This is a genomic window from Streptomyces sp. MJM8645, from assembly GCF_001625365.1.
Classification (GTDB): Bacteria; Actinomycetota; Actinomycetes; order Streptomycetales; family Streptomycetaceae; genus Kitasatospora.
This window is the reverse complement of record NZ_LJJF01000001.1, coordinates 6,772,222-6,788,420: the sequence shown is the minus strand read 5'-3', so window position 1 is coordinate 6,788,420 and position 16,199 is coordinate 6,772,222. Positions and strand designations below refer to the sequence as shown.

The window sequence follows — 16,199 nt, the reverse complement described above, 5'->3', positions numbered from 1 at the left end:
GGCCTACCCCGGCTGCGGGCCTGCCGAGCATGGGCTTTCCCCGGCTACTCGAGCATCGGCCAGGCCATCGAGGCACTCGGCTGCAGCGACTGCTCGGCCCAAATGATCTTTCCCCAAGGGGTGTAGCGCACGCCCCAGCGCTCGGCGAGCCGGGCCACGAGGAACAGGCCGCGGCCACCCTCGTCCTCGGCGGCCGCGTAGCGCAGGTGCGGGGCGGTGCTGCTGGTGTCGGCGACCTCGCAGATCAGCGTGCGGTCGTACAGCAGCCGCACCTTGATCGGTTCGGTCCCGTGGCGAATGGCATTGGTCACCAGCTCGCTGAGCACCAGCTCGGTGACGAACACGGCCTCCTCAAGGCCCCACTCGGTGAGCTGTCGGGTCGCCTCGGCCCGCGCCCGGCCCACGGCCTCGGGGGTCGCGGCCACTTCCCACTCGCTGGTCCGATCGGGTGCCAGCACCTGGGTGCGGGCGACGAGCAGGGCGATGTCGTCGGTCTGGCGGACGGGCAGCAGGGCGTCGAGCACGGCGTCGCAGACCTCCTGGGGCGACCGGTCGGCGCGGCCCAGGGTGGCGGTGAGGACGTCCAGGCCGACACCGATGTCGCGGGTGCGGTCCTCGATGAGGCCGTCGGTGTAGAGGACCAGGTTGCTGCCCTGGGGCACCCGTACCTCCGTGGCCTCGAAGGGCATCCCGCCCAGGCCGAGCGGCGGACCGGCGGGAAGGCTGAGGACCTCCACCGTGCCGTCCGGGTGGACGAGCGCGGGCGGCGGGTGGCCCGCCCGGGCCAGGGCGCAGGTGGCGGTGGTGGGGTCGTAGATGGCGTAGAGGCAGGTGGCGCCGGTGATCGCGAGCTCGCCCTCGGCTGCCGCCGTCTCCTGGTCGATGTGGGCGACCAGTTCGTCCAGGTGCCCGAGGAGCTCGTCCGGCGGCAGGTCGAGGGTGGAGAAGTTCTGGACCGCGGTGCGCAGGCGGCCCATGGTCGCGGCCGCGTGCAGGCCGTGGCCGACCACGTCCCCGACGACGAGCGCGACCCGGGTGCCCGACAGCGGGATGACGTCGAACCAGTCGCCGCCGACCCCCGCCTGGGCGGGGAGGTAGCGGTAGGCGATGTCGAGGGCGCTCTGCTCGGGCAGCGCGCGCGGCAACAGGCTGTGCTGAAGGGTGACGGCCATCATGTGCTCGCGCGTGTAGCGGCGGGCGTTGTCGATGGACACGGCGGCCCGGGCGGCCAGCTCCTCGGCCAGGGACAGGTCCTCCTCCTCGAAGGGACCTCTGTCACGGCTGCGCCAGAAGCAGGCGATGCCCATCAGCACACCCCGTGCCGACAACGGAACGGCGATCAGCGATGCCAGGCCGAACTCCAGCACCGCCTGCGTACGCTCGGTGTCCTGCATGCGCCAGCCGGCGTCGGTCGCCAGCTCGGTGACCAGCGTGGGACGCCCCCCGACGAAACCCGCCGCCTGCGGGGTGCCCCGGTCCCACCTGACCAGCTCCCCTCGGGGGTACAGCGGCGAATCGTCCCGGGCGCCCGCGAGCGCCACCCGCTGCAGCTCCACCGGGGCATCGACCACCAGCACCCGTGGTTCCTCGCCGTCCAGGACCGCTTCGGCGAGGTCGACAGTGGCGTAGTCGCAGAATTCGTGGGCGGCCGTCCGGACGAGCTCCTCCGCGGTGCGCCGGACGTCCAGGGTCGTGCCGATGGCCAGGCTCGCTTCGTACAGCAGCCTGAGCCGGCTGCGGGCGACCTCCGCCCTCCCCGCGAGGGCGCGCAGTTCGGTGGAGTCGCGCAGGGTGGTGACGCTGCCCGACGGTCCTCCCCCGCTGTCGGTGGGGCGGCTGTTGACGGCCAGCAGGCGGTCTCCGACGGGGAGCACCTCGTCGGTGACCGCACGGTCGGAGAGCAGCAGTTCGGCCGTGCGGGGGGCGAGGCCGAGGTCGGCGACGGTGCACCCCTCCACGTCGGGCGGCAGGTCGAGCAGGCGGCGCGCCTCGTCGTTGGCGAGCAGGACCCGGCCGTCGCCGCTGACGATGGCCACGCCCTCGCGCACCGCGTGCAGCACCGCGTCGTGGTGCTCGTACATCCGGGTCATCTCTTCCGGCCCCAGGCCGCGCGTCTGCCGCAGCAGACGCCTGCCCACCAGCGCCGTGCCGGCCGTGGCCAGGCCCAGCGCCAAGGCGCCGACGCCCAGGACGACCGGCAGCTGGCGGTTGAACGCGCTGCTCACGTTGGAGACCTTCATCCCGGACGAGACGATGCCCACGACCGCCCCGTGGGAGTCCTCCACCGGGACGACCACCTGGTACTCGGAGCCGAGTGGGCCGTTCACGTCCTCGACGGTGACCTGGCCGTGCAGCGACGGCCCGATGGTGCCGATGAACATCTTGCCGATCAGCTCCGGATCGGGGTGGGTGTAGCGGATGCCGTTGCGGTCGGTCACCACGATGAAGTCGACCCCGGCAGCCGTGCGGGCCGCTTCGGTCAGCGGCTGGAGCACCGCGCTGGGGTCGGGGCCCTGCATCGTCGCCACCAGACCGGGACCGTGGGCGAACGCCTGGGCCGCGGCGAGCGTGCGGCCGTGCGCCGCTTCGAACCGGTCGCTGCGGGACTGGACCAGCAGCACGACGACGGCCGTCACCACGAGCAACAGCACGATCAGCACCTGCAGGACGAACATCTGACCGGCGACACTCCGGATGCTCATCACCGACCACAGGCGATGCGCCGACTGCTCCCGCGGGGCTGAGCGTGGGTGTCGCCGCTCACGACGGCTACCCGATCGACGCAGGGGCAGCCAGGAGGAGCGGCCCGTGTCTCTGGCCATACACCCATGATCCACCGCACCCCGGTCACGAGCGGGCCACACTACGCTGATGGGGGCGAAGCGCAGGTGGCAGCGTGTCCCGCCGCAGCGCCGAACGGCTCACCCGCCCCGCGGCCGGCCGGCCCTCACCGTTCCTCTCCTCCCTCTCCTCTCGTCTCCTCTCCTCTCGTCTCCTCCACGACCGAACAGTCCTCGGCGCGGATGTCAGGCGGGGGACGGGGAGGTGTGGAACTGGCGGGTGAGGTAGTTGGACCAGGTCTGGTGGAAGGTGGTGGCGAGTCGGGAGTGGGGGGCGATGAGGTCGAAGGCGTGGTAGGCGCCGGGGTAGAGGTGGAATTCGACCGGGACGCCGTGGGCCCGCAGGCGGGTGGCGTAGTCGAGGTTCTCGTCGCGGAAGCAGTCGAGGTCGCCGACGGTGATGAAGGTGGGTGGCAGGGCGCTGAGGTCGGTGGTGCGGGAGGGGGCGGAGTAGGGGCAGACGTCGTCGGTGCCGGCGCGGTCGCCCAGGATCGCCTGCCAGGCGAGGAGGTTGGTCGAGCGGTCCCAGATGCCGATGTCGGTGATCTCGTGGCTCGATGCGGTGCGGTTGCGGTCGTCGAGCATCGGATACGTGAGTGATTGGAACAGGGGTGTCACGCCGCCGCGGTCGCGGATCAGGAGGGTCGTGGCCGCCGCGACGCCTCCGCCGCCGCTCTGGCCCGCGATGCCGATGCGGGCGCCGTCCAGGCCCAGGGCGTCCGCCTCGCGGCCGAGCCACTGGTAGGCGGTGAAGCCGTCCTCGGCGGCGCCGGGAGCGGGTGTCTCGGGGGCGAGCCGGTAGTCGACCACGGCGACGGCGCAGCCGAGGCTCGCGCCCAGCCGGGTGAGCCACGGGTCGTCCTGGGCGGCGAAGCCGAGGACCTGTCCGCCGCCGTGGAACCAGAGCAGGACCGGTAGAGGCCCGGGCGCTTCGGTGGGGCGCAGAAGGCGGATCGGTACGTCGGGGCCGTCCGTGCGGCGCGCGAGGTGCGTCTCGATGGTGACCGACGGATCGCCGGGCTGGGCTTCGGCGGCGGCCTCGGCCTGGGCGCGGAACGCCGCGCGCGTTGCGGCGAGGTCTGTCAGGTCGAACGCGCCGTTGGGGGTCATGGGGACCGCGTCGAGGGCCAGGCTCAGTTCCTGGTCCATCAGTTGACGGGATGCGGGCATGGCCGTTCCTGCTTTCGGGGGGAGGTGTTTCGAGGGGGCCGGGGGGAGCCGCTTCAGGGGCGGAACGAGTCGATGACGACCACGCCGGTGGGTCCGTACGTCTCCAGGGACTCCAGGACCTCGCTCGCCTCGTGGAGGCCGACGGTGCGCGAGACGATGCGGCCGGGGTCGAGGCGGCCGGCGGCGATCATGTTCAGCATCGTGCCGAAGCGCTGGCCCTGCATGCCGAAGGCGCTCAGGAACTCCAGCTCCTTGACCATCATGACGTCGACCGGCAGCGCGACGTCCCCCTGTTCCGCAGCGGTGGTGTGTCCGAGCTGCAGGTGGCGGCCGCGAGTGCGCAGGGAGAGGACGGAGTTGCGGCAGGCGGCGGCGATGCCCACGGCGTCGACCGACACGTGCGCACCGCCGCCGGTGAGGGTCTTCACCGCTTCGGCGGGGTCATCGGTCGCCGCGTTGACGGTGTGGACGGCGCCGAGCGCGCGGGCGGCGCCCAGCTTGTCGTCCGTGATGTCGATCGCGATGACGTTGGCGCCCGTCGCCGCGGCGATCTCGACCGTCGACAGCCCCATGCCGCCCCCGGCGCCGTACACCGCGACCCATTCGCCGCCGCGGACCTTCGCCTGGTCGACGACGCCGTGGAAGGCGGTCATGTAGCGGCAGGCCAGCGCGGCGACGTCCACGAAGTCGACGCCCTCCGGCACTTCGACCAGGTTGACGTCGGCGAAGCGGACCATGACGTACTCGGCGAAGGCGCCCCAGTAGGACACCCCGGGCACGAGCGAGTCCACGTGCTCGCAGACGTGCTGATTGCCGCTGCGGCACATCTCGCACGCGCCCTCGCCGGGGTTCATCGGGAAGATGACGCGGTCGCCCTCCTTCCACCCCCGCACCTCGCGGCCGACCTCCACGACGGTGCCGGCGAACTCGTGGCCGAGGACGAACGGGGCCTCGACACGCGGCCCGCCCGTCCAGAACTCCCCGGCCCACAGGGCCCAGTCGGTCCGGCAGATCCCGTTCGCCCCGACGCGCACGATCGCGCCGTCCGGCGGGCAGGAGGGATCGGGCACCTCGCGGATGACGAGCGGCTTGTGGAGTTCCTCGATGACTGCGGCGCGCATGGCGCGGCCTCCTCGTGCTGGGAGTCGACGGGAGCAGGGAGCAACCGTCTAAAGTCCACTGGTTTAAGTGGTGGACTTTGAAGCTAGCCGCTTGCCCGGAACCATGTCAACCGCATAAAGTGGTGGACATGGACGACAGCCGCGAGGGGCGCCAGCGCGCCAAGGCCGACTTCCGCTTCGACGACGCGCGGCTGTGCTTCGCCTTCGCCGGCACCCTGGCCGACCGCGGCGCGGACACGCCCTTCGAACGGCTCGCCCGGCCCGAGGACTTGAGCCGCTGGGCCGTCGAAAGCGACTGCACGACAGCGCCGCCGCCCTGCACCGAGGCCGACCTCGGCCGCGCCAGGCAACTGCGTGAGGCGATCCAGCGGACCGGCCGCGCCCTGGCGGACGCCACGCCGCCCTCGCCCGAGGACATCGCGCTCGTCAACCGCGCCGCCGCCGAGCCCCCCTCGACACCCGAACTCGCCCCCGACGCGACCACCGTGCGCTGGCACGGCGACGCACTCGCGGCAGTGCTCTCGATGGTCGCCCGGGATCTGATCGCCCTCTGCGCATCGGAGCACCGCACCCGCGTCCGCATCTGCGGGAACCCCGACTGCGGCGCCCCCTTCGTCGACACCTCCCGCGCGGGCGCCCGCCGCTGGTGCTCGATGAAGACCTGCGGCGCCCTCGTCAAAAAACGCGCCTACCGGGCCAGGCAACAGACACCCGCCGACGGCCCCCGGTAGCGCATCGCCGCGCGCGGCGAAATCGGCACCTACTCCTACCAGGTCCACGGAGCAGGCTGCCTCTTCATCAGCGACAACGGCACCGAGATCGACGTGGACTTCGCAGCCGACGGCAGGGAGATCTTCGATTTCTGGCGGCTGCGCCGCTATGGCCGGAGTTTGCCCGCGCCTCACGACCCCACGGAGCAGGACCTGCGGTCCGCAGCGGAATCGCTGAAGCCACCGCTGGTCGAGGTGCGGCCAGGGTGGTTCAGCGTGGCCGAGGTCAAGACTTCAGCGTGAGACCGGCGCGGTCGACGACGAGCCCGCCATTCAGCGACTGATCACGAGGTCGTAGGTCGCGGGGCCACGAACCCCCGTGCTCGCGATTGCTTCGGAATCCTGGGGTATCGCTGGCACTACTGGCTCGTTCTGAGCAGGTGTTCGGGCCGCGGTACACGCGGACGGATCATGCGGCCGACCGCGCTGACGTCGAGAGTCAGGAGGGCCCGGTCTCTTCTGTCCCCGCCATCCCGCTCGCCTCTGCGATTCCCTCGACCGTCGCGCGGTCGCTCGCCCGCCGGCCCTCAGCGGCGTCAAGCCGGTCGCGCATTTCCCGCAGTCGGGCCGGGTCGGAGGCGACCTCCAGCGGTACGAGCGACATGACCTCCTTGGCCCACTCCCCGTCGCCGAGGTCGGCCACCACACGGTCGGCGCGGTCCTCGTGTCCGGGTGTCAGGGCACCGATCAGGCCGAGGAGAACGAGCAGTTCGCGCTGCACCGCAGGTGTGAACAGCTCCCGCTCCTCGTCGTCCAGCTTCACCGCGATCCGCCCACCGCCGAGCTCGGCATAGCCGCGCAGGACGTCCATCAGAAGCTTGAACTGCCGCTCGGGCATCAGGACCTGGAGCGACTCGACGTAGAGCTTCAGTCGCAGCGCCGGCAGTTCCGAGGGGTTCGCATCGCCGTCCTCGTGCTCGCTGTCCGCCATCAGGGCCCTCCCTGGTGTGTCGGTCGACCGGCATCCTCACCGTTCATAGTCACCCGATGGCACGGGTGGTGAGGACAAGTGACGGCGCCTGGAGGCGGGCGGAGTTCCCATTGCCGTCAAGGATCAGACGATACTCGGAGCCGGGACGGGCGCGATCGACGGGCCGGGGCCGCGGCGGCCCCCGGCCGAACCGCTGGCGAAGACCGTCCGACCTATCGGACACCCTGTCATCACCGCCGAGCGCGGGGCACTCGGCTACGGGTTCGCATTTCGCCAGTCGCTTCCTTCCCAGTCGCGATCCTGACTCGCACCCCTCGCCCAGCTCGCAACTAACGTCCAAATTTCGCATGATGACTTGCAATCAGATCGTGGTACCAGGCGTAGGAGGCCTTCGGGGTGCGCTTCTGCGTCTCGAAGTCGACGTGGATGAGGCCGAAGCGCTGGTGGTAGCCCTCAACCCGTCGAACAGGCTGTCATTCTATTCGTTTCGGTGGTCTGCCAAGTCATCGAGGAGGAAATCTGCGACCACCTCCTCGACCACTGCGGTGCGCAGGTCGGCCATGGAGTCGACGAGCTCCCGGTCCCACGGGGCGGGCGTCAGGCGCCCGGGATAGGGGCCCGAGGGGACCAGGGGCGCGGCGGCCCGGTAGTCGTCGGCTGCCATCCGCCGGGGAGCGGCACCGGCCTTGGCCATCACATGGGCTGCGATGCGGATGCCATCGCCATCGAAGTCACCGTGTTAGCGCAGGGAAGCGCCGTCTTCGGCGAGTCGGCGCAGCGGGTAGATCACGGCGGTGTTGGGCCAGCCGGAGGTGCAGACCAGCGGTGGGCAGTGCGGCCGAAGCACGCAGGGCCGGCCCGAGCACGCTGGGATTCTCGGTGATGTGCACCGGTCCTGCGGGACCGGTGCAGTCACTGGGTGTACTCAGTTGGGCAAGGACCGTCAGCGGGCCCCGGGTCCCAGTCGGGAGAGCCGCCGAGAGGCCGTTGGCCCGCTCCTCGCATCGTGGCGCGGCTCGCTCGGACTCGGGGTGGACTTGGGCGGTTCCGCCGCCACAACGGCCGTCACATGAGGCGCTGACGCAGGTCGTGGACCACCCGCCACGCTTGTTCCGCGGACTGCGCCCGCGCGACGTACTTCTCCTCAAGCTCCCCGCGGGCGCACTCCGGCTCGCCCCGGAAGGCCGGAGGAAGCTCGGCCGTGGTCTGAGCGGCCTCCCTGAGGGCGGCAAGTGTCGGCGCACTCTCACCGAGGTCCAATCGGCACTCGGCTGCGCGAAGCCGCGCAGTGATCGCGGCGGCACGTTCCTCTGGCCCATTGGCGTGTGTGAGGTCCCGCGCGATCCCTTCGTACAGCCGGCAGGCATGCCTCCCGGCCCCCGCCTCCGCCCTCAGTCCGTCGGCTGCCAGAATGAGCGCGTCCCGAACCACTGCACGGCGCAGACCCAGCTGCTGCTGGCCGAGGAGCGCCAGCCTCGCAAGTTCCTCGATGCGCTCCACCACTTCGTCGCCTGCCGGATCCCCACTGTCCAGCAGCACCTGGACAGCCTCCATCGCCTTCCTGAGATCGGCCGGCCCCACCCACGGCATGTCCTCCTGCTGTTCGAGGTCCTCCCCGGCCGCCTCGGTCGTCGGAGCAGGATTCTCCAGTAGCCGGAACGGAATGGTCGGGTCGTACTCAAGGCGGGGCGAGGGAGGAGGATCCCCGGGCGCCGGAAGGTGTCGGGCCATCACTTCGCGGATCTCGGCGAGCGAAGGCCGGTCCTGATAGTCCTTGGCCAGTCCCCTCAGAATGACCTCAGCCACATCCACCGGGACCGCTGAACCGAACGGCTTCGGCTGCTCGTACAGGTGCTGATCGCGTAGGGCACCCTCGGTCTGGCCGTCATGCGGGGGGGTTCCCTCGAAGAGAAGATAGAGGACACAGCAGAGACTGTAGATGTCGCTCGCCACAGTTGGCTGACGGTCCATCAACTGCTCAGGGGACTTGTATCCATGACTACCCAGAGTTGATTGATGAACAGTCAGTTGGGACACACCAAGGCCGAGCGGCTTGGCAATTCCGAGGTCGACCACGGAGACCAGGCCCGAAAGAGCGATCATGATGTTCATGGGCTTGATGTCCCGGTGCACCAGCGGCAAGGCGTGGACGTGCGCGAGGGCGTCGATCACCTGCACCGCTACCGCTGCGGCTGCGGCGTGCGGCAACGGACTTCGCTGCTTGAGGATCTCATAGAGCGTCCGGCCATCGATGTACTCCATCGCGAGGTAGCGCTCGCCGCAATGCTCCCCGTGCCCCAGCAGTCGGGGGATGCCCGGGAAACGCAGCCGGCCGAGTTGGTGGACCTCCCGCTCGAAGCGGGCAAGGAGGGTCTTCCACTCTCGTTCTCGCTCGTCAGGATCGAGCCGCTTGAGGCACTCCCGGTCCGAGCGCATGAACTTGAGGGCCACGGCACCGCCATCGGCCAGGTCGATCCCCCGGTAGACCCGGGCCATGCCCCCCTTGCCCTTCGGCTCGACCACCTCGTAGCGCCCGCCCACCCGTTCGCCCGGAAGCAGTTCGCGGTCGTCCACGGTCCCCCAATCATGCAATCGTGCCGAGCGCACATCGTTCGGGCACGCCGCCTGCATCTTGCGCACACCTTAGTACGCATCCATGGCGCTCAGTGACGCATTGACCGCGTTCGGCTACCTCTGCGATGCTCCTCCGGTCGTCATGCCGCAGCACCTTCACCACGCAAGGCGTCCATCTGCCACGGAGGGATCCCGTGAATCGTCCGATTCCGCCGCCGGGCCTCACGGGGGACGGCTGGCTGCTCCGGCTGTCCAGCACAGCCGCACGGGAGGAGCCCAACGCCTGCCCACGAGCCAAGGCTGCCAAGCTCCGACCACTGATCCTACCGAGTTCCCACCAACCCCCGCGGCGGAAAGGGCTCCAGACCTTCGGCATGGCGCCCTTCATGACAGCACTCGACCTGATCGAGCATCAAGATCAGCCGGTTGAACGCGTTGTCGAGCAACTCTTCGCCAGCGAGGGAACATTCGGGTACGGGCCGCCCGCTCACCCGTCCTTGCTCGACTGGACCTCTCAGGCCATCACCCGATTCCTCGTCGCCCGCCGGAGCCAGCAGACTTCCGCCGCCGGAGTCTCACCCACACACCCCTTGCGAAACCTCGAATGGGTCGCCTTCCGGGGACGCCGCACCGACCCGGGCGATCTCGACACCGCGGCCGTCCGCGAGTACACGGCCTGGGGACGGCGCTACGAGTCGGCCGACGGACGGCTTCGTGAGCTGTGGCTCCCTTCGTACGGCAAGGCCAAGCAGAATCGGTCGATCGCCGAACAGGCCGCCATCGCCCACGTCCTCTTCCGAGGAGTGCCGTGCAGACGTCCCCGATTCGGCCAGCCCTACACCCGACCAGACGACTCTGCGTTCCGCGGACCGGACCGCGTCAGGGTGTACGAATTCGGCTGTGCCGCAGGCGACTCGACACTCCTACTGAACTGGTCGACACAGGAGGCCGCTGCAGCATTTGCCGCACACACCGCCCCGCTGCTGGCCCGCGCCGAGGTCGACATCACCACCCGGCCAGGGACGAGTTGCACCGATTGCAAGGCCATTGAAGGGTGCGGCTCCCTACGCCGGGCCGAAGGACTGTGGCCGGGAACCCCTTCGCTGCAACATTCCCGCAGGGACATCTCCGCCTGGGATCTGCGAACGTACCGCTCCTGCCCAGCTCGCTACCACCTCGACCGGCAGCTTAACCTCCGTGCCCTGGAGGAGAAGGAGTCCGAGGAGACACGCCGAGGCCGAGCCGTGGATGCCTGGCTCAACGACCAGCACAGCACCAGGCCCGGGCGCAGCTGTCGCCACCTCGCTGGCCCTGCGGACCCTGACGACTGGGAGGCCGGCGGGCACCGGCTCACCGGAGGGATCGCAAGCCAGGCCGCCGCGATGCTCAGCTGGCACCGAACACTATGCCCCCTCGACGCTCTGGGCCCCGAGGAGAGGATCCTGGTTCAGCACACGTCAGCGGTCCACATACCGAGCCTCGGCGTGCTCCTTATCGCCACACCCGATCTGCTCTACACCAGGGACGGCGGCTGGTTCTGGCGCGAGACCAAGACCGTCTCCCGCCTGCCTGGTCAGGGCGTCTCACTGATGCGACGTCATCCACAACTGGCCATAGCCGTCATGATGCTGGCGTCGAGATTCGATCCGGAGACGACCCGGCGCTCCCGGGTCGAACTGGAGCTGCTGCACGAGGACTACCCCAGCCTGGAACAGCTCGACCCGAGCCGTCCCGAGACCGTGGAGGAGGCCCGGCTACTCCTCGCGGAACTGGCTGAACCACTCCTTCATGACACGCTCTTCGCCCCCGCGCCAGGACCGCACTGCGCCGACTGCCCGGCCCGCTCCTGGTGCCGGCCCGGCGCCCAACACCTGGCCGGACACACGACGCGGGAGACGGTTCCACCGACACGGGAGCCCAGGAGTCGAGCATGATCAACGTACCGCTGCTCCACGTCCTTGCGACGGCCATCATCGAGATCGCCGAACAACGCGAACAGACGATTCCCCCACCTCCGTACCCTCCCGAGGCACAGCGCGCACTGGACCAGGTGGTGTTGGAATGCCTCCGCGGGAGGATCACGCCCCCTTCCGGGCTGCCCGAGTTGATCAGCTGGTGCCGGACCCGGCCGTTGGACCGCTGGCCCCTACAACTTGCCGACGAAGAAGCCGAGGAGGCCTTCGGTTCGGGAGATGTCCTGATCGACCGTCACTCAGGCATGCCCACGGAGCTGTGCCTGGAGTGGAAGGTCGACGGCGGCAAGGACAGCGCCGCAAGGCAGTACGACCGTCGCACCATCGCCGTTGCGCTCCAGGCATGCCTCGCCGTCGATTCCCCCGAGTCCTACACCCGGTTCCGCCGCGTTCTGGTCGATCAGCCGGTGCTTACCTCCGCTGACTGGTCCGAGCTCGCCGGGGATCTCTACCTGTGTCCGGTGGTGTCCCTGCTGAGCGCCATTTACCCGACTGCACCCGATCACTACCTGCGCGACGGCCGCTACACCCCCTGCGAGCGCTGCCGGACCCTACTCGTCCCACTCACCGACGGCGGTTGGTGGTGCGAGCGCGACGAGTGCCGGCAGCAGGGACCGCCACCGCCTGGCCGGTCGCTGATGCTCAGCGCGACCGGGAAGGTCCTGCAACTGCGGCGCCCGCTCCGACAGTTTGTGACAGGGCCTGGCCGTGCCGAGGTCGGACTGGAGGATGCGTTGCGCAGCCTGGGTCTCACCGTGGAGATGTGGCCGGCCTATGACGCCTACGACCTGCGGGTGACCTTCCCTGACGACCATGTGTGGGCGATCGATGTCAAGGACCGCGTTCATCCGGGTCTGCTCGGCCGCAAGGCGTCGCTGGTTCCCACGACGCCCCCCTATCACGAGGCCTGCTGGGTCGTTCCGCGGTACCGCGTCCGAGGCCACCACGACTATCTGGGGGCCTTCCGCCGGGCACGCCCCGCCTCGGCACGCGGACTGCACCTGCTGGTGGACGACGATCTGGTGCTGCGAGCCCGCGCCAGACTGCGCGGAGGCCGGGGCTCTGAGGCCCGGTTGGACGGAGGCTCCGATGCGTGACCGCAGCTCCTGGCACTCCTCACTGGTGCGATTGCTCAAGCCATGGCCCACCGAACATCAGGACACCAAACCGGCAGTTCTGTGCCAGGTCGAGCTGGGGCTGAGGCTGTTGGAGCGCATCGCGCCCGACGAAAGCGCCGACAGCGTTTGGACTCTCCTCAGCGGCTACCCTTTCGCGCTCGCATCCGGCTTGGGGATCACGCCCAGCGATCAGGAGATCCTCTACAACGCACGGCAGCTGCTCTGGACCCTGCGCCGTCGGCGCCTGTGGCAGCAGAGTCTGGAAGCCTACCGGCGGCTTCCGGAGAGACTTCGGGCTTATCGTGTCCCCGTCCACGGCGGTCCGGCCCACTGGGTGGAACCGCGCATCGCAGGGGGGCGTCTCGCCCTCTACGACAACGCACTTGACTCCTCCGCACCGTTCTCCCGCACCCCGTTGCCCCCGGCCACGGCCGGCTCGCACCGATTCACCGAGCAGCGCCGCTACGCCTCCGTCACCATCCCGGAGGGGTTGGCACTGAGTGCCCCAAACGGCCACGACCTCAAGGCTGGCCGGCCCGGTGAGGGCGGCCCGATCGACGTCCCCCTGGCCGAGCTCATGGTGACGGCGCAGTGGATGGACCAGCAGGAACCGGGCCCCGCCCAGCACCAGAACCACTGGGAGGAGCGACTGAACAACCTGCGGCTGGATACCCGCCACTCCGACGGCGTCCGCTTCGAGCCCGCAACCGTCCTGCGGCTTGACCAACTCGTCCACATGGTCGGTATGGTCGGGGCCGGGAAGAGCACCCTGATGATGCTCATCGCTGTGTGGGCGGCGCTACGCGGCTTGAGGACCACCCTCGTCGTGGGTGATGTAGCCGAACAGCTCACGCTCACGGCCCAGTTCCGGGAGCTGTTCCGGGCCCGCCCGGACCTGGACGTCGCCCCCGTGATGGGCGGGACCATGCGTGAGCGCCACACCCAGCGTGTACACCGACGGCTCACCGGGCGCGGCAAGTCCTCACTTCTGCTCCACGAGAGCCCCGCCTTCACGGACCTGAGTACCGCATGCCCGCTGGACGCACTGCGGGGCATCGACGCGCACACCCCGCTCCGCTTTGCCGACGCCCCATGTACCGGCCTCCACCCGGCACGTACTCCCGGAAGTCAGTCGGCCCTCGACACCGAGTTGGCCGTGTTGCACCTCGGGGACACGCGAACCGCCGACCAGGCCCCGGGCACGGACCGCGACGGCGACTGGCATTCGACGGCGCACGGGTGCCCGCTGTGGAGCGGCTGCCCGCGCCACAACGCCTCCCGCAGGCTGGTGAACGCCTTGGTCTGGGTTGCCAATCCGATGAGCCTCGTCCAGACATCGGTCCCACGCAACCTCAACGAGGAACGGATCCGATACCTCGAACTGGCCGCCCTGCGCAGCGACATCATCATCGTGGACGAGGTCGACCGCGTGCAGATGGGGCTGGACCGGGCCTTCGCCCCCTCTGCGACCTTGGTGGTGCCGGGGCGCAGGCTCGACTCCTGGCTCGACCGACTGGACACCCACAAGATCGAGGAGCTGGCCCGCCAGAGCCGGCTACCGCTGGCCGACCGCGACGTGCAGCGCTGGGCAGCCTCACTCGGTGTGGTCAGCAACGCCGCCAACCGGCTGTACGCCCTGCTGATTTCTAACCCTGGCCTCCAGGCATGGGTCGAGACCGACTACTTCAGCGCATGGACTCTCCAGGAGAAGCTGCTCGCCGACTGGTACCCACGGCCACACGACGACCTCTCGGAGACCCTGGCCGACGAACTCAGCCTCTACGACCTGGATGAGGCGCTCGACCCGACCCCGGATGCAGCCCCGCCCCCGGCCGCTGGCCGCGAACCATGGGCTGCGAGGCGCAACGAGCTCACTCACGTCATGGACGTCTTCCGCGACGATCCACTCGGCGACTTGGGACCGCACGGGCCGGACTCCGATCTCCTCACCTCGGCTGCGCAGGACCTGCTGCACACCCTCGCAGAGGGGAACACCCGCGCCCGGGTCCACAAGGTTCTGGAAAGGCTGCTCGACGGAGCACCGGACCTTAATCCCGTCGGGAGTGCTGCAGCGGGACAGCGTGGCAGCACGGCCTGGTTGGAGTGCAACGCCGAGAGGCTGGAGTTCACCCTGCTCCTGGCGACCTTGCACCATCGACTGGATCAGGTGAGCTTCCTGTGGCCGCAGGTCGAGGCCACCCTCCATCTCGACGCCAGCGGCAACGACCTCAGTCGGCGTCCCCCACTCGACTACGCCTCGGTCATCCCCGAGTCGCCCATGGGCAACGTCCTCGGCTTCCAGTACCTGCCGGACGAACGCGACGGTCCGAAGGATGCCGACGGCCTCCGGAGCGGGACCCTGCGGTTCTTCCGCTGCGCCGGGGTGGGCCGCGAGCTGCTCTACTCCCTGCCTCGTCTCGGTGCCGACCCAGATCAGGGGCGACCGGGTCCCAACGTCCTGCTGATGTCCGGGTCGAGCTGGGCCGGAACATCGACCAGGGCGCACGTACTCGCGCCGGTTCAGGCGGTGCTCCGACCGCGAGCGGACGCGATCGACAGGATCAGCAAGAGCGTGTTCCGCACCCAGTTCGTCTACTACTCCGACGGCACGCCGATCCGGCTCTCCGGCGCGCGTCGGGAGAACCACGACAAGGTCCTGCGCACCATGGTGTGGCAGCTCGGCAAGCCCGGGCCAGCCGAAACTGCGGGCCTTCTCCAACGAGAACTGGCCCGGATCCCCGACCAGCACCGAAGGCGTGCCCTGCTCCTGGTCGGGAGCTACCGCGACGCTCTGACAGCCGCCGACGTGCTCCAGCAGATGGACCGCTGGCGCACGAGCGTCCGGGTCCTGATCGCCGATGACGCCGACCTGGAGCAGGACCTTGCGACGTCGCTCCCGGGAACCGTGCGCCGCGGTGACCTGGCCTCATTCGCCGAGGACGACACGGCCGAGCTGCTGGTGGCGCCACTCCTGGCGGTCGAACGCGGGCACAACATCCTGACGGTCCCCCATCGGCCTGGCGAGGAAAGGGTGGCGGCCTTCGGAACCGTGCTGTTCCTGACTCGCCCCCACCCCGTGCCCGACGACCTCTACCTCTCGGTCTTCGCCATCAACGACTGGGTGACGCGCTTCGCACGTAACCTTCCCGGATTGCAGCAGGGCACCTTCAGCGAGCTCGTCGCCAAGGCCGGCGGCCTGGACTCCTCGGGGCTCGCCTTTCGCCATGCGGCCCGAGCCGAGTGGCGACGGCTGCTGTCCCGTCGCTACATGTACTCCCGGCTCACCCTTCGGGAGAAGGAGTCGTTCGCATGGGATCAGCTGACCACGATCTGGCAGGTCATCGGCCGTCTCGTCCGCGGTGGGGTCCCCGCGCGGGTGGTCTTCGTGGATGCCGCATTCGCCCCGGCGCTGGCAGCCTCCTTGGCTCCGGAGTCCACCGTCCAGGAAGCGGACCCCCGTGCCCTCACGGATCACGACCTCGCCACTCCTCCCGACCGCTCCGACGCAAGTCGCCGTTGGGAACTCGATGACGGACTGCTCTCCCGCCTTCGCCAAGTCCTCGCTCCGTACTTCAGCGGGCGTGCCGAACCGGCTGATGCGGCCCTGGTTCGAGCTCTTTACCAGCCGCTGTACGACGCTCTGAGCAGCCTGGAGACGTGATTCTCTCTCAACCACGTCATGCGGCCGACCGAACGAGGAGT

General features: G+C 69.6%; 11 protein-coding genes and 1 pseudogene. 5 read left to right on the top strand and 7 right to left on the bottom strand.

Annotation, left to right across the window (positions count from 1 at the left end; genetic code table 11):
• Positions 1-44: 44 nt before the first annotated feature.
• The 3 genes from A6F73_RS28780 to A6F73_RS28770 all read right to left on the bottom strand — a co-directional run bounded on the left by A6F73_RS28780 (position 45) and on the right by A6F73_RS28770 (position 5,131).
• Complete coding sequence (locus tag A6F73_RS28780; protein ID WP_244293536.1) at positions 45-2,702, bottom strand: SpoIIE family protein phosphatase; 2,658 nt, start codon at positions 2,700-2,702, stop codon at positions 45-47.
• 324 nt (positions 2,703-3,026) lie between these two features.
• Positions 3,027-4,010: an alpha/beta hydrolase gene (locus A6F73_RS28775; RefSeq protein WP_079136101.1), complete on the bottom strand. Its 984-nt coding sequence runs from the start codon at positions 4,008-4,010 to the stop codon at positions 3,027-3,029.
• A gap of 53 nt (positions 4,011-4,063) precedes the next feature.
• On the bottom strand, positions 4,064-5,131 hold the full coding sequence (locus tag A6F73_RS28770) for an alcohol dehydrogenase catalytic domain-containing protein (RefSeq protein ID WP_063350436.1): 1,068 nt from the start codon (positions 5,129-5,131) through the stop codon (positions 4,064-4,066).
• A 128-nt stretch (positions 5,132-5,259) separates the two neighbouring features.
• Here A6F73_RS28770 and A6F73_RS28765 point away from each other — a divergent pair, with 128 nt between their 5' ends.
• Positions 5,260-5,862 carry a CGNR zinc finger domain-containing protein gene (locus tag A6F73_RS28765; protein ID WP_159398561.1) on the top strand — a complete coding sequence of 201 codons (603 nt, stop codon included), beginning with the start codon at positions 5,260-5,262 and terminating at the stop codon, positions 5,860-5,862.
• A gap of 93 nt (positions 5,863-5,955) precedes the next feature.
• Entirely contained in the window at positions 5,956-6,144 is a 189-nt protein-coding gene (locus tag A6F73_RS28760; protein WP_244293535.1) for a hypothetical protein, read from the top strand.
• 196 nt (positions 6,145-6,340) lie between these two features.
• On the opposite strand, the gene A6F73_RS28755 is transcribed toward A6F73_RS28760, so the two are convergent.
• The 4 genes and pseudogenes from A6F73_RS28755 to A6F73_RS43465 form a co-directional block, all read right to left on the bottom strand.
• Entirely contained in the window at positions 6,341-6,832 is a 492-nt protein-coding gene (locus tag A6F73_RS28755; RefSeq protein WP_063350434.1) for a hypothetical protein, read from the bottom strand.
• A 329-nt stretch (positions 6,833-7,161) separates the two neighbouring features.
• Complete coding sequence (locus tag A6F73_RS39640; protein ID WP_079136382.1) at positions 7,162-7,260, bottom strand: hypothetical protein; 99 nt, start codon at positions 7,258-7,260, stop codon at positions 7,162-7,164.
• 50 nt (positions 7,261-7,310) lie between these two features.
• Positions 7,311-7,622, bottom strand: a pseudogene (locus A6F73_RS43470) (DUF2399 domain-containing protein).
• A gap of 275 nt (positions 7,623-7,897) precedes the next feature.
• Positions 7,898-9,463: a serine/threonine-protein kinase gene (locus tag A6F73_RS43465; RefSeq protein ID WP_244293733.1), complete on the bottom strand. Its 1,566-nt coding sequence runs from the start codon at positions 9,461-9,463 to the stop codon at positions 7,898-7,900.
• A 329-nt stretch (positions 9,464-9,792) separates the two neighbouring features.
• Between A6F73_RS43465 and A6F73_RS28740 the strand changes: the two genes are divergently transcribed.
• From A6F73_RS28740 to A6F73_RS28730, 3 genes are read left to right on the top strand one after another with little or no spacing between them, the layout of a single operon-like run.
• Positions 9,793-11,340, top strand: coding sequence for a PD-(D/E)XK nuclease family protein (locus tag A6F73_RS28740; RefSeq protein WP_159398560.1), 1,548 nt, complete (start codon positions 9,793-9,795; stop codon positions 11,338-11,340).
• Entirely contained in the window at positions 11,337-12,476 is a 1,140-nt protein-coding gene (locus A6F73_RS28735; protein WP_063350431.1) for an HU-CCDC81 and SPOR domain-containing protein, read from the top strand. The genes A6F73_RS28740 and A6F73_RS28735 overlap by 4 nt, the downstream gene beginning before the upstream one ends.
• Entirely contained in the window at positions 12,469-16,158 is a 3,690-nt protein-coding gene (locus A6F73_RS28730; protein ID WP_063350430.1) for a hypothetical protein, read from the top strand. The genes A6F73_RS28735 and A6F73_RS28730 overlap by 8 nt, the downstream gene beginning before the upstream one ends.
• Positions 16,159-16,199: the final 41 nt, after the last annotated feature.

Coding starts and splice junctions, on each gene's coding strand:
- A6F73_RS28765 (WP_159398561.1), top strand. CDS start 5,260: ATGGACGACAGCCGCGAGGGGCGCCAGCGCGCCAAGGCCGACTTCCGC.
- A6F73_RS28755 (WP_063350434.1), bottom strand. CDS start 6,832: ATGGCGGACAGCGAGCACGAGGACGGCGATGCGAACCCCTCGGAACTG.
- A6F73_RS28780 (WP_244293536.1), bottom strand. CDS start 2,702: ATGAGCATCCGGAGTGTCGCCGGTCAGATGTTCGTCCTGCAGGTGCTG.
- A6F73_RS28740 (WP_159398560.1), top strand. CDS start 9,793: ATGACAGCACTCGACCTGATCGAGCATCAAGATCAGCCGGTTGAACGC.
- A6F73_RS28770 (WP_063350436.1), bottom strand. CDS start 5,131: ATGCGCGCCGCAGTCATCGAGGAACTCCACAAGCCGCTCGTCATCCGC.
- A6F73_RS28735 (WP_063350431.1), top strand. CDS start 11,337: ATGATCAACGTACCGCTGCTCCACGTCCTTGCGACGGCCATCATCGAG.
- A6F73_RS28730 (WP_063350430.1), top strand. CDS start 12,469: ATGCGTGACCGCAGCTCCTGGCACTCCTCACTGGTGCGATTGCTCAAG.
- A6F73_RS28775 (WP_079136101.1), bottom strand. CDS start 4,010: ATGCCCGCATCCCGTCAACTGATGGACCAGGAACTGAGCCTGGCCCTC.
- A6F73_RS43465 (WP_244293733.1), bottom strand. CDS start 9,463: ATGCAGGCGGCGTGCCCGAACGATGTGCGCTCGGCACGATTGCATGAT.